Genomic DNA, 17,394 nt, shown 5'->3' with positions numbered 1-17,394 from the left:
AGAGTATCACTTATAGGAGTTGTTCAAATTTCCGGATCCATCTCTTAAATGAATAATATTATCTTTCAGAATTCCTATTTACGGAATAATTGCCATAACACAGGATTGGACATGCAGAACAAATTGGAAATGATGCGTATCTTTTGTGTCGCAGCAGAGTCTCGAAATTTTAAAGAGGCAGCCACTCAGCTCGGTATTTCCCCGCAGCTAGTGACACGGGCAATAAAAGAGCTAGAAGAGCAGCGCGGAGAGATTCTGTTCTACAGGAGTACTCGACAAATTAAAATTACCGCTGATGGTGAGCGTCTGGCAAAGCAAGCACGTTTTGCGGTGGGATCGATCGATGCTTTGTTTGTAAAAGACACCAATGAAAAACGAGATGAAATGCGTGGGACTGTCCGTCTTACTGTGTCGTCTGTGTTAGGGCGTAAATTGGTAGTACCTGCACTAGCAGAATTTGCCACACGTTATCCAGATATTGTCGTGGATTGTGTGCTAACAGATTCATACTCGGATGTGATCGATGAGCGGATAGATATCGGGATCAGATTTGGATTTTTGCCGGACAATCGATATGTGGCAAGGGAATTGGCTAAAGTGAACTTCTATTCTGTGGGTACGCCAGAGTTAATTGATAAGGTTGGAATGCCCAAAAAAATTATTGACTTAGATAAATACCCTCTAACAGCACTAGTCGATCATAAAACAGGGCGTTACTGGCCATGGACATTCACCGAAAGTCGAAGCTTTACGCCATCAATGCCCCGTTTTATTACAGATGATCTTGAAGCTGAATTTCAAGCGATTCTCGCTGGAGTTGGATTCGGACACATGCCTGGATTTCTAGTTTTGCCGTGGCTTAGGAGTGGTAAGCTCATTCAGATACTTCATGAGGAAACCTCTCCCGTTTGGCGCCTGTATTTATATCGTCCACAGCGGGGTCCGACACCTTTGCGAATCCGAGCATTGTTTGATTACTTAGCGGAAGTGTTGGGCCATATAGAAAACTGAATCAGATGGAACTAAGCTTTTTTCTAGAAAGTAGAAATCAGATAAGACCATCATGTATTGAGAGTAACTACAATTTTTCCTATTTGCTGATTTGATTCAAGATAGCGCTGAGCGTCATGCATGTCCTCAAAGTTAAAGCAACGGTCGATCACTGGACGAAGATATCCTGCACCTATACTGCTAAGAATAAATCGTCTGGCTTGCTCCCTTAGAACAGGGTCATGGAGAACCTCAAGGAACAAAAAACCTCGCATGGTTAAGCTCTTGCGTAATGCAACTTTAAGGGGAAATGGTGTGATCTCTGGGCTAAGCGCACCATGCATAACCATAGTTCCTCCTACAGACATCGCTTTTGCAATCTGTTCAATATATGGCCCTCCTACAGCATCGAAGGCGACATCAAGATATTCTCCACCTAAACGTAAAACAAGCGCCTCATACAAATCTGGTTCATCTTCACTGGCTATAACATTTTTAACACCGAGATCCAGTAAACGTTGCTTTTTCTCTACCGTCTGTGTACTTGCAATGACCTTAGCACCCGCTGCTTCAGCTATCTGTATCGCAGCTAGTCCTACACTACTTGAAGCTGCTGTGATCAAGATCGTTTTTCCTTTCGAAACTCCACCAGCATGGATTACACCACCCCAAGCCGTCAAATACTGCATCCAGATTGAAGAAGCTTCTTCCCAGCTTAAACTATCGGGTTTGTGAACTAAAAAATTTTCTGGAATCAGAAGCTTGTCCGCATATGTCCCATATTTGGCTAGATTGTCAGTCGGAAGAATCGATACTGCATCTCCTGGAGAAAATTGGCGTACACCTTCACCTATTGCCAGAACTATGCCTGCTCCCTCATATCCCAGACGAGAAGGGAATACTGCCTTTTGAATATAAGTACCACGCCGAAACATTACATCAGCCCGGTTGAGTCCGATCGTTTTCATCTGTATTAGAACTTCTCCTGCGGCTGGTAAAGCCACAGGAAGTGTTTCTAATGTCAGAACATCTGTATCTCCAATAGAATTGAAGCGCCAAGTCTTGGCCTGAAGTGCATTAAATGACATCAATCACGACCTTAATATTGGCAGAGCGATCTTGAACAGCATCATGAGCCTCAATCGCTTGGTCTAGAGTAAAATGACGAGGATCAACAATAGGACGCAGTTTACCTTCCTCAACAAGACGAGTCGCGATCTTAAGGATATCACCATGATGAGCACGGCGATTGCCTGTTAACATCGGCATTAGGACGAATACGCCAGACACTGTGGCACACCGTAGAGATGAACTCGCTAAATTATGATTACCAAATGCAGCACAGCTGGTAATGTGGCCATAGTGAGTTGTCATGGAAAGTGAAGCTTCGAGTACTGGACCACCCACAGTGTCGTAAACAATGTTAAAACCTTGACCCTCAGGGCTTGCAGCAATAATGTCATCGGAAGATGCTGTTGTGTAATCGAGAGGTGTTGCACCGAGTTCTGAAATCAGTGATTGATCAGCTGTACGACCAGTCGCCCAAACATTTGCATCAAGTGATTTTGCAAGCTGAACCACCATATAACCAACGCCACCAGCACCACCCTGAACCAGTACAGTTTGCCCTGGTTGGACCTTCGCGTTATCCACTAAACCTTCCCAAGCGGTGAGGAACGTCAATGGTAGTACTGCTGCCTCGCGCATAGAGATATTCCGTGGCTTTAATGCGATCAGATCAGCATCTACGACAATATATTCTGCTAAAGATCCTTGAAGACCACGAACGCCACCAATCAGACCGTAAACTTCATCTCCAACGTTGAATTGGGTGACACCTTCACCAACAGCAGTTACAACCCCAGCCATATCTGTTCCCAACACGGCAGGAAGATCTGGCATAGCATATGGTGCTTCACCAAGACGAATTTTATAATCAATAGGGTTTACACCACTCGCATGAATACGTACCAGAACTTGCCCAGCCTCAGGGTGAGGTATAGGGAGTTCTACACGTGTAAATTCATGATCACCAAAATTTTCTAAGATAAGAGCATTCATCATCTTATTCATAATTGTTCCTTATTCTTAACTGGGGGATGATGTGCACAGTACCAAAGTAAATTAATCCAATAAATGATATTTATAGGATTTTATAATTCCTAAATAATGAATAATAAATATCATCCGCTCACTAAAGAAGTGGGGTTCGGCGGATGCTTACCAAAAAAAGAGGTCTACACAGGCCTCTTTTTTATTTGGGTTTAATATGTGAAATTATTGCTGAGTGTCATCTTCATTCAGAATTTGCCCTGTGTGCTTTGGTGTAATTAAAGGTGCAGTCGGACGCGGTCCTGTATATTGCAAGCCGATACCCGCATAGACATCATCTGCTGCAACTTCGGTTTCAAAACGTTCTTTGTCTCGTTCTCGGATTTCTTGGCTAATTTCTTCAACATCACTCTGGTCAACACCCAGTTCTTCTAAAATTGCACCGCCAAATAGCATTGCCGACTCGAAGGTTTCTCGAATCATATAATCCACATTTTGTTTTACTAAATGCAGCGCATGCTCACGGTCATAAGAACGAACCAGTAACTTGGTCAAAGGAAATTCATGTTGCACCAACTCTACAATCTTATTCGTCGTTTCTTTGTGGTCTACGCAAACAACAATTGCTTCAGCCGTATCTGCTCCAGAGGCATGTAAAATATCTAAACGAGAACCATCGCCATAGTAAATTTTAAATCCAAATCTTTCAGCGTTTTGAATCATGTCGATATCATTATCAATGATGGTCACGTCAATGCCTCTAGCAAGCAGTAATTGACTTGAGACTTGTCCAAAACGACCGAAACCAATTATCAGGACTTTTCCAGAAAGTCCTTCGGCAATAGGGATATTTTCCAAAGAAGTTTGTTCTGTAGTTTGGGTAAAACGTTTAAACAGAATGCCAATGATGGGGGTCAAAATCATTGACAAGACCACAATCGCAGTCAGGTTTGAGCGTTCAACATCACTAATGACTTGAGCACTCATGGCGGCAGTAAAGAGTACAAAAGCAAATTCACCCCCTTGAGCCATCAGTAATGCGCGATCGAGTGCTTCGGAGTGTGAACTTTTGGTCATGCGTGCAATTAGGTAAATCATGGATGCTTTGACAAACATCAGCAGAAGTACAGCACTTAAGATTAACACCCAGTTATTTTTTACGACGTTAAGGTCTAGTGACATGCCTACACCTAGAAAAAATAATCCGAGCAATATGCCACGAAACGGTTCAATATCTGCTTCAATCTGATGGCGAAAAGTGGATTCGGAGAGTAATACCCCTGCAAGGAATGCCCCCATTGCCATCGATAAGCCAGTGACTTGCATCAGTAATGCTGCGCCGAGCACCACCAAGAGTGCTGATGCAGTCATGACTTCACGGGCTTTGGCTGCCGCTAATAAGCGAAATAAAGGATTAAGCAACCAATAGCCTGCAGCGATTAAACCTGCAATTGAAATTAAACCAATTCCGATGCTCTGCAAACGCGTAGAAGTACTTTCAACTACATGATTCGGTGCGATAAAAGCGACAATTGCCAATAAAGGTACAATCAATAAGTCTTCAAAAAGCAGGATCGAGACAATTTTTTGTCCTCGTGGTTGAGCAATGTCTCCACGATCTCCTAAAAGTTGCATCACAATTGCAGTCGAGGTGAGTACAAAGCCCGCAGCACAGACAAAACTCACTTGCCAAGAATAGCCATAGATCAAGCCTACAGCCGTTAACCCCAATGAACAGGAAATAATTTGTAATGTGCCTAATCCAAAAATTTCTTTTCTTAAACTCCATAAATGCGATGGACGCATTTCTAGTCCAATCACAAACAGATACATCACAATACCAAGCTCAGCGATATGCAGAATAGACGCAGAATCGTAGAAGAATGCCAGACCAAATGGACCAATAATTAATCCCGCAATTAAATATCCCAATACGGAGCTTAGTCCCAGACGCTTGATTAAGGGGACCGCGATCACTGCAGCCGTTAAAGACTGTCAGCAAAGTATTGGTAAGTTTTTCACTATAGGTATTGAGGGAAATAATTGCAAAATAAGGCATCGGATTAGATGTATTAGTTCAGTATTGAGTGTGGCTTTAGAAAGAATAAGGATATTAATGCTTCTCGCAATATTCTAGCGGTAGGACAAACCACTTTGTCTTTCGAGGAAAGATGCGGTAAAGGTCGCTCTGTGAAACAGAAAGCATGCCTAAATCCGTGAGGAAGTCGCCTAAGAGCTTTTGCTTTTAAAATCCCTGAGAAACATGTTTCGTAAAGAGTTAGTCGAAAGTGGGGGGAACATATCAGAAGTTTTATTTTATAAGCTATTGTAAAGATTGGGAAAGTTAATTATGACATCCAGTTGCAGAGCCAATAGTGACTTCATTTAATCTAAGCATACTTTTTGAAACACTACTTAAATTTTTAAGGTTTATAAAAATTATTGCTTTTTTTATACTATGGGGTACTATAGTATTAATGCTAGCAAATAAGGAGGTCTGATGCCTAATCAGGTTGAAGACAAAAAAAAGATTCTTCTACGCGTCAGAAAGATCAAAGGTCAGACGCAAGCGATTGAAAAAGCGTTAGAAGACAATGTGGAATGTGGTGCAATTCTGCAACAAATATGCTCTGTGCGTGGTGCTATTAATGGTTTGATGAATGAAATGTTGGAGGTTCATTTAAAGGACACTTTAGTATCAGGTGAAACCACAGAACAACAACGAAAAGAAGAATTGGCTGAAATCGCCAAGATTCTAAAATCATATTTAAAATAGATCTGTATAAGGAATTATTCCATGAAGTCACGTGCTGCCGTTGCGTTTGGTCCTGGTCAACCTCTTCAAATTGTTGAAGTTGATGTTGCACCACCGAAGAAAGGTGAAGTATTAATCAAGATCTCCCATACCGGTGTGTGTCATACAGACGCATTTACTTTATCTGGCGATGATCCTGAAGGTGTTTTTCCGGCTATTCTCGGGCATGAAGGTGCTGGTGTCGTAGTTGAGGTTGGTGAAGGCGTGACTAGCGTCAAACCAGGTGATCATGTAATTCCACTTTACACCGCTGAATGTGGCGAGTGCGTATTCTGTAAATCAGGAAAATCGAACTTGTGTATTTCCGTTCGCGAAACTCAAGGTAGAGGCGTAATGCCAGATGGTACCACTCGTTTTTCCTATAATGGTCAACCGATTTACCACTATATGGGCTGCTCAACGTTCAGTGAATACACGGTAGTGGCAGAAGTATCATTGGCTAAAATCAATCCTGAAGCCAATCACGAACATGTCTGCTTACTGGGTTGTGGGGTAACAACGGGTATCGGTGCAGTACATAACACGGCTAAAGTACAAGAAGGTGATAGTGTTGCGGTCTTTGGTTTAGGTGGTATTGGTTTGGCAGTCGTACAAGCCGCACGTCAAGCTAAAGCAGGGCGTATTATTGTGGTTGACATGAATCCAGATAAATTTGCGCTGGCAAAAGAGTTTGGTGCAACGGACTTCTTGAACCCTAAAGATTACGATAAACCAATCCAGCAAGTCATTGTCGAAATGACTGGTTGGGGTGTAGATCATTCATTTGAATGTATTGGCAATGTGAATGTGATGCGTGCAGCTCTTGAAAGTGCACACCGTGGCTGGGGACAATCCGTAATTATTGGTGTAGCTGGCGCAGGGCAGGAAATCTCTACCCGTCCATTCCAACTAGTTACTGGTCGTAAATGGTTAGGTTCTGCTTTTGGTGGCGTAAAAGGTCGCACGCAACTTCCAGGAATGGTTGAAGATGCCATGAAAGGTAAAATTCAATTAGAACCATTTGTGACACATACGATGGGCTTGGATCAGATCAATGAAGCCTTTGATCTAATGCATGAAGGTAAGTCAATTCGTACTGTAATTCATTACGAGTAATTCCGTCAGGCCTTATACTTTTCCATGCATGTGCATCATGAATGACATGCATGGAATCCTCTAAAACGGCACATCATCTGTAAAACAGATCTATCTGTGTAGGCATCATGTATAGGTTCAATAAACCTGCCTACATTTTAAATCTTTATCACTATTCTCTATGGAGAATGTCAGACTCTTTGTTTACTCGATTTCTCATGAAGTCTTGCTCAACATAGGTAATTGATTATGGAAATAATTGAGAAACATGCTTCTTTTGGTGGATCGCAAGAAGTGTATCGCCATCAGTCAATAGCATTAAACTGTTCAATGAAATTCTCAATATATCTGCCACCACATGACAAAGATGAGCGGTTGCCAGTTTTATATTGGTTATCAGGACTGACTTGCAACGAACAGAACTTTATTACTAAAGCCGGAGCACAAAAGTATGCGGCTGAACATAAAGTCATTATTGTTGCACCAGATACCAGCCCACGTGGAGAGGATGTACCAGATCATGCAGATTATGATTTAGGCCAAGGCGCAGGATTCTATGTGAATGCAACACAAGTACCCTGGTCACAGCATTTCAAAATGTATGATTATATTGTGGAAGAGCTCAGAAATCTGATTGACCTGAATTTTCCGACCAACCAAGTCCAAAGCATTATGGGGCATAGCATGGGTGGTCATGGTGCATTAGTAATTGGTTTAAAAAACCCTGAGCTGTATAAAAGTATTTCTGCTTTTGCACCAATTGTTGCACCTAGCCAAGTACCTTGGGGGAAAAAGGCTTTCACACACTACCTAGGTGAAACCGAAACTTTATGGAAAAGCTATGATGCGATTGAATTAATCAAAAACGCTGAAGTTCATTTACCTATTTTAGTCAATCAGGGAACAGCTGATGATTTTCTTGAAGAACAGTTAAAGCCTAAGCTTCTTAGTGATATTTGTTTGGAACAAGAATATCCTCTTACACTTAACCTAAGAGAAGGGTATGACCATAGCTATTACTTCATTGCGAGCTTTATAGAGAAACATCTAGAGTTTCACAGCAAATTCCTAGCTAAATAACTTTCATAGATATGAGGATGTATATGTTGTTTGAACCGTACCGGGTTTGTCGGAGACTTTTTATTTAAGTTAGGCCNTTCATTGCGAGCTTTATAGAGAAACATCTAGAGTTTCACAGCAAATTCCTAGCTAAATAACTTTCATAGATATGAGGATGTATATGTTGTTTGAACCGTACCGGGTTTGTCGGAGACTTTTTATTTAAGTTAGGCCACCTGACCTAACGGATTAATTTTATCATAGTACATTGCTTCAAAATCAAAAGGTGGCACATAACCTAGTGCACTATGTACACGCTCTTTATTGAACCAATCTACCCAATTTAATGTCGCAAGTTGTACATCCGCTAAACCTTGCCAATCTGCTTTTAAATATTCAATCACCTCTGTTTTGTATAAGCCATTCACTGTTTCAGCCAAAGCATTATCGTATGAATCACCGGTCGTACCGACTGATGCTCGTAAATTTGCTGCTTCTAAACGATTGGTATAGCGAATGGAAAGATATTGAACCCCTCTGTCACTATGGTGAATCACATTCTTTGGCATGTCTCGAGCATGTAACGCTTGCTCAAGTGCATCGAGCACCATATCTGTATTCATCCGTGTCGATACTTTCCATCCAACAATTGCTCGTGAGAAGACATCAATAATAAATGCAGTATAAACCCAGCCTGAATTTGTTTGAATATACGTGAAGTCAGCGACCCATAGCTGGTCAGGATGATCAGCACTAAAATTGCGTTTCACCAAGTCATCTGCTCGTTTTTGATCCTCTCGGCTACGGGTAGTTTGTTTATTCTTACCACGCCAAACACCTTGTATACCTAGTTTTTGCATCAATCGAGCAACTGTACAGCGAGCAATAACATAGCCTTCACGTTTCAATTTTTGCCAAACTTTACGCACACCATATCGACCTGAACTTTCCTTCCAAATTCGTTTAATTTGTTCAGCATGATGCAAGTCATGTAGATCTCGCTTTGCTCGATGTTCTGGGTTTTCAACGAAATCTAGTGTTCGATAATAGGTAGAAGCCGCGATCGGTAAAATCCTGCAAATCGCCTCAACACCATATAACGCCTTATTGTTATGGATGAAATCTACCATTATTTGTGTGGGCGGTCGAGCTCCGCCTGGGCGAAAAAAGCGGCTGCTTTACGTAGAATTTCGTTAGCACGTTGCAGTTCTTTATTTTCACGTTCGAGTTGTTTAATACGTTCTTGATCTGAAAGTTGCTGTACTTTAATTGGGTTTTGTTTATCTAAATATTTTTGATACCAAACACGTAGAGTTTCAGGAGTACAACCTATCTTGGGAGCAATAGCGGTGATCGCAGCCCAATTCGATGGATAATCTTTCTCGGATTCAATCAATAATTCAACCGCTCTTTCTCTGATTTCAGGGGTATATTTTACTTTTTTCATCGGGACATTCTCTCAGAAAGCTTGGTCTCCGACAAACCCGGTACGGTTCAGTTCTTGAATGTCTCTTGAGCAATATAATTTCCAGATGAAGAGGTCAGCTTATAAATCTAAGGGTGAATCAATTGATCCTTATATAACTAAGATTGAATTTAATCATCTCATATCTTAATTTTCTGATTCAAATGTTAATGGTATTAACTTGAATAAATTCATAGCATTATGCCGAAATAAAAAAACCAGATTTTGGCTCAGCTATGGGATTTTTTTTAACTTTTATACAACAAAACTTTCTGACATGCATCCATTAGCAATGTCAGAATCGTTTTAATTCTAATCAATTGTGGAGTCTTAGTCATGCTTAAAACAGCTTTATATGTCCGCCTTGAAGCTAAACCGGGTAAAGAAGACGAAGTGGAAGCTTTCCTTAAAGCCGGTTTACCTATTGTAATGGAAGAACCTGCGACAGTTGCGTGGTTTGGCCTACGTCTTGGACCTACAACATTTGGTATTTTTGATGCATTTCCTGATGAGGCGGGTCGCGAAGCACATTTATCTGGCAAGGTTGCAGCTGCTTTGATGGCTCAGGCCGATGAGCTATTTTCAGAGCCACCATCAATTGAAAAAGTAGATGTTTTAGCTAGTAAACTACCAGCTCATACTGACGCCTAAATGTATGAAAGTGCTGCCTGAAATTTCGAATGAAAGACAGCACTTCAACCCTTTGAGGTTTGTCGGAGGCTTTTTATTCAAGTTGGGCTACTTTATTTAATGGCTTAATTTCATCATTTACATGGATCAATATCAAAACAGGGTAAATAAACGAATGCACCCATGTACATGCTTTATATTGAACCAATATATCTAATTTACTGTCGCATTTGTACATCTGCTAAACCGTGCCAATCTGCTTTAAATATTCAATCACCACTGTTTTAGCCAATGCGTTCATGACCATGTCAGTAGTCATACGTGTTGATACCTTTCATCCAACAATCGCTCGTGAAAATACATCAATAATAAAAGCGGTATAGAACAAGCCTGGATTTTTTAACCATCACTAAAGTTGCAAGCTGAAATAATTTTTATAAAAATAGACGACTGGTCTATTTTTATGTATAGTCACCACATGGTGTAGGCAAAAGCCGCAGTGTTGTCCAATTTTTTAAAGTTTATTTGATGAATAACGGTGGTTTTTCAAATCAATTAGTTGATCATCCTAGGATAAAAATATGCTGAATTTTAACTTTTATAATCCGACCCGCATTATTTTTGGTGGCGATACAATAGCTAAAATCAATGACTATGTGCCTACAGAAGCAAAAGTATTAATGTTGTTTGGTGGTGAAAGTGCACGTAAGAATGGTACTTTAGCTGAGGTGCGTGAAGCATTAGGTCCAAGAGAAATTCATGAATTTGGCGGAATTGAGCCGAATCCGAGTTATGAAACCCTCATGAAAGCTGTAGAGCTGATTCGAAAACAAAAGATAGATTTCTTGATGGCTGTCGGTGGTGGATCGGTAATTGATGGTACTAAATTTATTGCAGCAGCAGTCAATTATACAGGGGATGCATGGGAGATTTTAGAAACCCATGGTACTAAAATTACTCAAGCTTTGCCTTTTGCGAGTGTACTCACCCTTCCAGCAACTGGTTCAGAAATGAATAGCGGTGGGGTAGTCACCAGAAAATCGACCCAAGCCAAATTGTCATTTAGCAGTCCCTATGTTTTTCCACAATTTTCCGTACTCGATCCGAATAAAACTTTTAGCTTGCCGACGCGCCAGTTAGCAAATGGCGTGGTCGATGCATTTGTTCATGTCATGGAACAGTACTTAACTTACCCTGTGAATGCACAAGTACAAGATCGTTTTGCCGAGGGTCTATTGCAAACTCTGATTGAGATTGGACCGAAAATCTTTGAAGATTCAGCAGATTATGACACGCGTGCGAATTTGATGTGGTCTGCTAGCATGGCACTGAATGGGCTAATTGGAGCTGGGGTACCACAAGATTGGTCAACCCATTTGATTGGACATGAGCTCACGGCTTTATATGGTATTGATCATGCTCGTACCTTGGCCATTGTGTTGCCGGCCAATCTACATGTACGTCGTCAAGAGAAGCGAGAAAAATTACTACAGTATGCAGCTCGTGTCTGGCAGATTGTCGAAGGTGATGAAGAACAACGTATTGATACTGCTATTGCTCGTACTCGAGCCTTCTTTGAGCAACTTGGATTGCCGACTCGTCTTAGCGATTATGGACTGGGGGAGACAGATATTGAGATCATCATTACGCAACTTAAATCACATAATCTTACACAGCTAGGCGAACATAAAAATGTTTCATTAGAGATCAGTCGCCAAATTCTCGAGATGAGCATCTAAGCTAAATGCGCGTATCTGGCATGCTCTGACCCTGTAACAATGCTCCTCAATCATGAAAATTATCGGAGAAATAACATGAAAATTTTAATCGTTTTAACCTCACATGATCAACTTGGCAATACTGGTAAGAAAACAGGTTTCTGGCTAGAGGAACTTGCTGCACCGTATTACACCTTTATTGACTCTGGTGCTGAAGTTACGCTGGCGTCGCCTCAAGGTGGGCAGCCACCACTAGATCCGAAAAGTAATTTAGCCGATGCGCAAACTGAAACCACTCATCGTTTTGAAGCAGATCCAACTGCAATGCAAGCATTGGCACAGACGCATAAACTTAGCGAAATTTCTGTAGCTGATTATGATGCAGTGTTTTATCCAGGCGGGCATGGCCCATTGTGGGATTTAGCAGAAGATCCGATTTCAATTTCTCTGATTGAACAGGCGATTCAGTCTGGCAAACCTGTTGCAGCAGTGTGTCATGCCCCGGGTGTTCTTCGTCATGTGAAAGCGAGTAATGGAGCGCCTTTAGTTAGCGGTAAATTAGTGACTGGTTTCACCAATACTGAGGAGGCCGCTGTAGGTTTGACTGAAATTGTACCATTTTTAGTCGAAGACATGCTTAAAGAAAACGGTGGTCATTATTCTAAAGTGGATGATTGGCAAGTATATGTTCAAGTAGATGGCTTGCTGGTTACTGGACAAAATCCAGCCTCTTCTGCTGCAACCGCTACAGCATTACTTCAATTGTTGAAATAAAGAGTAGCTAGTGTCTGTTGTGGTGCTTAGCAGTGAATAAAACTTCTGACTTTGAGCAACTGGCGCAATAAGCAAAATAACCCTCATTTAATGGTGAAGGGCCTGAGTGAATAGCTTTCCTTCCTTTATTTTTCTATATACAGGAAGGAAGGGTATTTTTTTAATTTAGATCAATTTAGTCATGATTACTTGGATACATTGAAATGAAAGCCAGCAAACTTTTTCAAAACTTAAGCTTAGGCCCTTATGTTTTGCAAAACCGTATTGTATTGCCACCATTAACGCGGTCGCGCAGTACTCAGCCAGGGAATATTCCAAATGAATTAATGGCAACCTATTATCAACAGCGTGCCGGGGCAGGATTTATGGTCACCGAAGGTACGCAAATCGAGCCACGTGGTCAAGGCTATGCTTGGACTCCCGGTATTTATAGCCCTGAACAGATTGCTGGATGGCGTAAAGTGACGGAAGCAGTGCATGCTAAAGGAGGCATTATTTTTGCACAGCTTTGGCATGTTGGGCGTGTTTCACATACATCTTTGCAACCCGATCATGCATTACCGGTCGCGCCCTCGGCTATTAGGGCTGATAGTAATGTTAAAGTCTTTATTGAGACCGGGCCCAATGCAGGGACCTTGGCTGATCCTTCCATGCCACGTGCTTTAAGCAATGCAGAGGTTAAAGAATTAGTGCAGCTCTATGCTCAAGCAGCACGCAATGCCTTGGCTGCTGGTTTTGATGGGGTTGAAATTCATTGTGCAAATGGTTATTTGGTAAATCAATTTATCTCTGCACATAGTAACCACCGTGAAGATGAATATGGTGGATCACTAAACAATCGGTTGCGTTTTTTACGTGAAGTAGTACAGGCAGTTGCTGAAGTGGTTGGTGCAGATCGTTTAGGAGTGCGTTTTTCCCCGCTATTTGAAAGTACAGAGGAAGATCGTGTGTACATGGGGTTGGTTGAAGATGATCCACATGTGACTTATATTGAAGCCATAAAAATACTTGAAGAAGTTGGGATTGCCTATCTATCGATTGCAGAAGCTGATTGGGATAATGCACCAGAACTTCCTCATGATTTTCGTAAAGATGTCAGAGACACTTTCAGTGGTCGGATTATTTATGCAGGTCGATATACGGCAGAAAGAGGGACTCGAATTTTAGAGGCAGGTCTGGCCGATTTAATTGCATTTGGACGCCCATTTATTGCGAATCCAGATTTACCCGATCGCATCGCTAATGGTTGGCCATTGAATGCAGTAGATGCAAGCACTATGTATGGTGGGACGGAAAAAGGCTATATCGATTATCCAGCTTACGCAGATTAATCTCGACTAAGTGAGTTATTTTGCCAACCTTTGTGGTTGGCAAAACAAGGGCTTAGGATTGCTGTTGCCAGCACAATTTCTTGTTAAAACAAATTCTTAAAATTTTTTAGCTGTGTAATGAGCCAACCTGCCAGTGGGAAAGAAATCAGTTGCGTTACTGGCACTAATACTATGACTTCAATCAACACCATCATCGGGAAACTTTGATGCTGTGTAATTGGCTTTAATAAAGTGAGAACCAGTAATAGTGTGGGATATAAGCCTAAATAACCAACTAAAATACGAGTCATGAGGGCTTTAGAAGGAGAATTCATTGTGCGCTATACTCATGGATTGTAAATTGATCTAATAGCAACACAATAATAGGTAATCATTGGACTGCTATCATGAATTATTAATTATGTAGTTGATATTTAATTTTTATGAATCTTCACTTTTTAATAGAAATTTAGTTGCTCTCAGAGCTTGATGTAATGGTGTTTTATCTTTTTGCAACTTACTCAGTAATGCTGCACCTAACCACATTTGGTAAAGTACTTGTGCCAAAGTAGAGGCCTCGGTATCTGCTTGGATAGACTGATCCTGTTTTCCCAAATCAATTAAACCAGCAATACGTTGGATTACATCATCAACGCCAGCGGACATAATCGAGCGCATATCTTCAGATAGATCGGCAACTTCTGCGGCAAGTTTCACAATTAAACAGCTATCCGCCCAACCACACTGTGTTTCAGGATCTGCTATCCATAAATTAAAATACTCAATCAGCTTTTGATAAGGGGATTTATCACAACGCCATACATCATTTAAACGGACTTGGTAATTGTCTACATAATGCTGTACCAATTCACATCCGAAAGCTTCCTTAGATTGGAAATAATGATAAAACGAGCCTTTAGGGATTTCACAGCTCTGTAAAATTTCCTGTAATCCTACGCCAGTAAAACCTTTATGCAAAATCAGGTCTGAACTGGTGTTAAGAATGTGTATGCGCTTCGCTTCAGACTTTTTAATAGGAGTAGGCTTCATATTAATTATTTACTCTATTGCAAAAAATAGACCAGTCGTATTGTTTTTTATTATAACTCATCTACAATGGATGTAAAGAAATTTTAATCACAGTTTTTGATTGTGAAGAAAAATACTTTTAAATAAAACATGGAGTTATATGTGTGAAAACAGTTATTAATCAACGCATCGTTTTAGCTAAACGGCCAGTGGGTGAGCCAAAACACAGCGATTTTCGTATTGAACAAGTTGAACTCAATGAACTTAAACAAGGCGAGATATTGTTAAAAACCATTTACTTGTCACTCGATCCTTATATGCGTGGTCGCATGAGTGATGCTCCTTCATATGCAGCACCGGTTGAAATTGGCGAAGTGATGGTCGGTGGAACAGTCAGTCAAGTGGTGGCCTCTAAAAACCCAAAATTCAAAGAAGGCGAGTGGGTTCTTTCCGGAAATGGCTGGCAGGGCTACGCAATTTCTAATGGGACTGCATGTCAAAGCTTAGGTATGCAACCTGAACATCCATCTTGGGCATTGGGTATTTTGGGAATGCCAGGATTTACTGCTTATATGGGGTTGTTGGACATTGGTCAGCCTAAAGCTGGTGAAACTTTGGTCGTTGCAGCTGCAACAGGACCTGTTGGTGCTACGGTTGGACAGATTGGTAAAATTAAAGGTTGTCGCGTGGTTGGCATCGCAGGTGGGCCTGAAAAATGTCGCTATGCAGTAGAAGAACTCGGCTTCGATGCTTGTATCAATCATCATGATGAAAATTTTGCAGAACAATTACAACAAGCAGCTCCCAACGGTATTGATATTTATTATGAGAATGTCGGGGGTAAAGTGTTTGATGCGGTATGGCCATTGCTTAACTCTGCGGCACGTGTACCGGTGTGTGGTGTGGTTTCCCAGTATAACGCTACCGAGCAAGCACAAGGGCCAGACCGTTTACCGGGCTTTATTTCCACCCTTTTAAAAAAGCGTATTCGCATGCAAGGCTTTATTATTTTTGATGATTATGGCAGTCAGTATCCGGAATTCTATCAGCAAATGTCTGAATGGTTGAAAGACGGAAAAATCAAATATAAAGAGCATATGGTGCAAGGTTTAGATAACACGATCAATGCTTTCAATGGTATGTTGAAAGGCGAAAACTTTGGCAAAGTGGTTGTAAAAATTTAAAAAAATAGGAATTATCATGATCACACTACATCATTTAGATCAATCACGTTCTTTTCGCATTTTGTGGTTACTTGAAGAAATCAAGCAGCCCTATGAGCTGAAACGCTATTATCGTGACTCAAGCACGCATTTGGCCCCTGACTCTTTAAAAACCATTCACCCTTTAGGGAAATCTCCAGTATTGGAATGGGATGGCAAAGTTATTGCAGAGTCAGGCGCAATCGTTGAGTTATTAATTCAGAAACTTGCGCCGCATTTAGCACCAGATATGGATGAATCTACCTATGTCGATTATCTACAGTGGATTCATTTCTCAGAAAGCTCTGCCATGCTGCCATTTTTGTTGAAAACGTTTAATGCGATAGAAACTAAGCAGGGTACGAAGTTGGTATTTCTAGAAAATTATACTCAAGTTGAGTTCGATAAAGTATTTGGCTATTTAAATGAATATTTAAAAGATAAAGAATTTCTAGTGGCAGACCGTTTAACCGGTGCTGACTTTATGATGGGCTTTGGACTACATGCTTTAGTTTATCATATGGGACAAGGTGAAAATTATCCCCATATCCAACGTTATGTAGCAGGTTTAAGCCAACTACCTAGCTGGCAAGCCGCAGTACAAATTGAACAAAATGGTGTGAAAAGTCAAAAATAGCAAGATTGTTTTTTAAAGGCAATGGAGAATAAGAATCATAATTGACAAGTACATCTGGTTATAAAATAAGCTGACACTTATTTAAAGTAAACGCCTGATGAATTTCATCGGGCGTTCTTTATTTTAAAGATGAGGAATTACCATTATTTAAGACAAGTTTCGCCTATTCTTTCACTGCAAATGGCTTTGTTGTACAAACCTATCTGTAAAGGCTTTTTCAGCGATATAATTTTCAAATGAAGAAGCCTACACACAAAATCTATCGCACAACCAATTGGCCCGCATATAACCGAGCACTCATGAGTCGCGGAAATATTGCCATTTGGTTTGATCCTGCTACGCAATGGTATGCTCCATTAAAAGGCAAACAAGGGCGAAATCAAACCTACTCCGACGCAGCTATCCAATGCTGCTTAATGATTAAATCCTTATTCCGTCTATCTTTACGTATGGTCACTGGCTTTGTGCAAAGTCTGATTAAACTTTGTGGATTAAATTGGACCGCACCAAATTACAGTACGCTTTGCAGAAGACAAAAGCATATTGATATTGCAATCAGCTACCAAAAAGGTAGCGATGGGCTGCATCTACTCATAGACTCTACAGGCATGAAGTTTCTAGGTGAGGGCGAATGGAAAC

General features: G+C 40.9%; 17 protein-coding genes, 3 pseudogenes and 1 other annotated feature. Of the genes and pseudogenes, 13 read left to right on the top strand and 7 right to left on the bottom strand.

Annotated elements, in window-relative coordinates; genetic code table 11:
* Positions 1–111: 111 nt before the first annotated feature.
* Positions 112–1,011: a LysR family transcriptional regulator gene (locus OKC24_RS17715; RefSeq protein WP_265466081.1), complete on the top strand. Its 900-nt coding sequence runs from the start codon at positions 112–114 to the stop codon at positions 1,009–1,011.
* Positions 1,012–1,061: 50 nt separating this feature from the next.
* On the opposite strand, the gene OKC24_RS17710 is transcribed toward OKC24_RS17715, so the two are convergent.
* The 3 genes from OKC24_RS17710 to OKC24_RS17700 form a co-directional block, all read right to left on the bottom strand.
* Positions 1,062–2,078, bottom strand: coding sequence for a zinc-dependent alcohol dehydrogenase family protein (locus OKC24_RS17710; protein WP_265466080.1), 1,017 nt, complete (start codon positions 2,076–2,078; stop codon positions 1,062–1,064).
* Positions 2,068–3,063, bottom strand: coding sequence for a zinc-dependent alcohol dehydrogenase family protein (locus OKC24_RS17705; protein ID WP_265466079.1), 996 nt, complete (start codon positions 3,061–3,063; stop codon positions 2,068–2,070). The genes OKC24_RS17710 and OKC24_RS17705 overlap by 11 nt, the downstream gene beginning before the upstream one ends.
* A gap of 204 nt (positions 3,064–3,267) precedes the next feature.
* The gene (locus OKC24_RS17700) at positions 3,268–5,019 is read right to left on the bottom strand and encodes a monovalent cation:proton antiporter-2 (CPA2) family protein (protein ID WP_265466078.1); all 1,752 of its coding nucleotides are present in this window, start codon (positions 5,017–5,019) and stop codon (positions 3,268–3,270) included.
* Between the two features lie 4 nt (positions 5,020–5,023).
* Between OKC24_RS17700 and OKC24_RS17695 the strand changes: the two are divergent.
* From OKC24_RS17695 to fghA, 5 genes and pseudogenes are all read left to right on the top strand, one after another.
* Positions 5,024–5,110, top strand: a pseudogene (locus OKC24_RS17695) (IS1 family transposase); the annotation flags it as partial.
* A gap of 14 nt (positions 5,111–5,124) precedes the next feature.
* Positions 5,125–5,275, top strand: a pseudogene (locus OKC24_RS20145) (RNA-guided endonuclease InsQ/TnpB family protein); the annotation flags it as partial.
* A 267-nt stretch (positions 5,276–5,542) separates the two neighbouring features.
* Positions 5,543–5,818 carry a metal/formaldehyde-sensitive transcriptional repressor gene (locus OKC24_RS17690; RefSeq protein WP_001133624.1) on the top strand — a complete coding sequence of 92 codons (276 nt, stop codon included), beginning with the start codon at positions 5,543–5,545 and terminating at the stop codon, positions 5,816–5,818.
* 21 nt (positions 5,819–5,839) lie between these two features.
* Positions 5,840–6,952, top strand: coding sequence for an S-(hydroxymethyl)glutathione dehydrogenase/class III alcohol dehydrogenase (locus OKC24_RS17685; RefSeq protein WP_000842149.1), 1,113 nt, complete (start codon positions 5,840–5,842; stop codon positions 6,950–6,952).
* 228 nt (positions 6,953–7,180) lie between these two features.
* Positions 7,181–8,011 (top strand): S-formylglutathione hydrolase, encoded by an 831-nt coding sequence (gene fghA, locus OKC24_RS17680; RefSeq protein ID WP_265466076.1) that lies wholly within the window; start codon positions 7,181–7,183, stop codon positions 8,009–8,011.
* A gap of 206 nt (positions 8,012–8,217) precedes the next feature.
* Here the strand turns inward: fghA and OKC24_RS17675 are convergent.
* A protein-coding gene (locus OKC24_RS17675) for an IS3 family transposase (RefSeq protein ID WP_265466075.1) occupies positions 8,218–9,437 on the bottom strand; the annotation gives its coding sequence in 2 pieces (ribosomal slippage) (positions 8,218–9,161 and positions 9,161–9,437; 1,221 coding nt in all).
* Positions 9,046–9,162: a sequence feature (AL1L pseudoknot), on the bottom strand. (Overlaps the previous gene by 117 nt.)
* Before the next feature lie 354 nt (positions 9,438–9,791).
* Between OKC24_RS17675 and OKC24_RS17670 the strand changes: the two genes are divergently transcribed.
* A complete protein-coding gene (locus OKC24_RS17670) occupies positions 9,792–10,106 on the top strand; it encodes a putative quinol monooxygenase (protein ID WP_032056236.1) in 315 nt (104 codons plus the stop codon).
* 73 nt (positions 10,107–10,179) lie between these two features.
* Here OKC24_RS17670 and OKC24_RS20140 read toward each other — a convergent pair.
* Positions 10,180–10,482 (bottom strand): annotated as a pseudogene (locus OKC24_RS20140) (hypothetical protein); the annotation flags it as partial.
* 184 nt (positions 10,483–10,666) lie between these two features.
* Between OKC24_RS20140 and OKC24_RS17665 the strand changes: the two are divergent.
* From OKC24_RS17665 to OKC24_RS17655, 3 genes are all read left to right on the top strand, one after another.
* A complete protein-coding gene (locus tag OKC24_RS17665) occupies positions 10,667–11,824 on the top strand; it encodes an iron-containing alcohol dehydrogenase (RefSeq protein ID WP_265466074.1) in 1,158 nt (385 codons plus the stop codon).
* A gap of 75 nt (positions 11,825–11,899) precedes the next feature.
* The gene (locus OKC24_RS17660; protein WP_004761253.1) at positions 11,900–12,577 is read left to right on the top strand and encodes a type 1 glutamine amidotransferase domain-containing protein; all 678 of its coding nucleotides are present in this window, start codon (positions 11,900–11,902) and stop codon (positions 12,575–12,577) included.
* A 203-nt stretch (positions 12,578–12,780) separates the two neighbouring features.
* Positions 12,781–13,908 carry an alkene reductase gene (locus OKC24_RS17655; protein WP_265466072.1) on the top strand — a complete coding sequence of 376 codons (1,128 nt, stop codon included), beginning with the start codon at positions 12,781–12,783 and terminating at the stop codon, positions 13,906–13,908.
* Between the two features lie 83 nt (positions 13,909–13,991).
* Here the strand turns inward: OKC24_RS17655 and OKC24_RS17650 are convergent, their stop codons facing one another.
* On the bottom strand, positions 13,992–14,222 hold the full coding sequence (locus tag OKC24_RS17650) for a hypothetical protein (RefSeq protein WP_001087973.1): 231 nt from the start codon (positions 14,220–14,222) through the stop codon (positions 13,992–13,994).
* A 106-nt stretch (positions 14,223–14,328) separates the two neighbouring features.
* Positions 14,329–14,937 carry a TetR/AcrR family transcriptional regulator gene (locus OKC24_RS17645; protein WP_104442442.1) on the bottom strand — a complete coding sequence of 203 codons (609 nt, stop codon included), beginning with the start codon at positions 14,935–14,937 and terminating at the stop codon, positions 14,329–14,331.
* 143 nt (positions 14,938–15,080) lie between these two features.
* On the opposite strand from OKC24_RS17645, the gene curA reads away from it, so the two are divergent.
* From curA to OKC24_RS17630, 3 genes are all read left to right on the top strand, one after another.
* Positions 15,081–16,100, top strand: coding sequence for an NADPH-dependent curcumin/dihydrocurcumin reductase (gene curA, locus OKC24_RS17640; RefSeq protein ID WP_104442443.1), 1,020 nt, complete (start codon positions 15,081–15,083; stop codon positions 16,098–16,100).
* Between the two features lie 16 nt (positions 16,101–16,116).
* Positions 16,117–16,755: a glutathione S-transferase family protein gene (locus OKC24_RS17635; RefSeq protein WP_104442444.1), complete on the top strand. Its 639-nt coding sequence runs from the start codon at positions 16,117–16,119 to the stop codon at positions 16,753–16,755.
* Between the two features lie 236 nt (positions 16,756–16,991).
* Positions 16,992–17,394: IS5 family transposase (locus tag OKC24_RS17630; protein WP_265466071.1), on the top strand; the 403-nt coding region annotated here is incomplete at its 3' end.

The organism is Acinetobacter entericus (assembly GCF_026168575.1).
Taxonomy (GTDB): Bacteria; Pseudomonadota; Gammaproteobacteria; order Pseudomonadales; family Moraxellaceae; genus Acinetobacter; species Acinetobacter bouvetii.
This window is presented reverse-complemented; position numbering and strand designations above follow the sequence as displayed.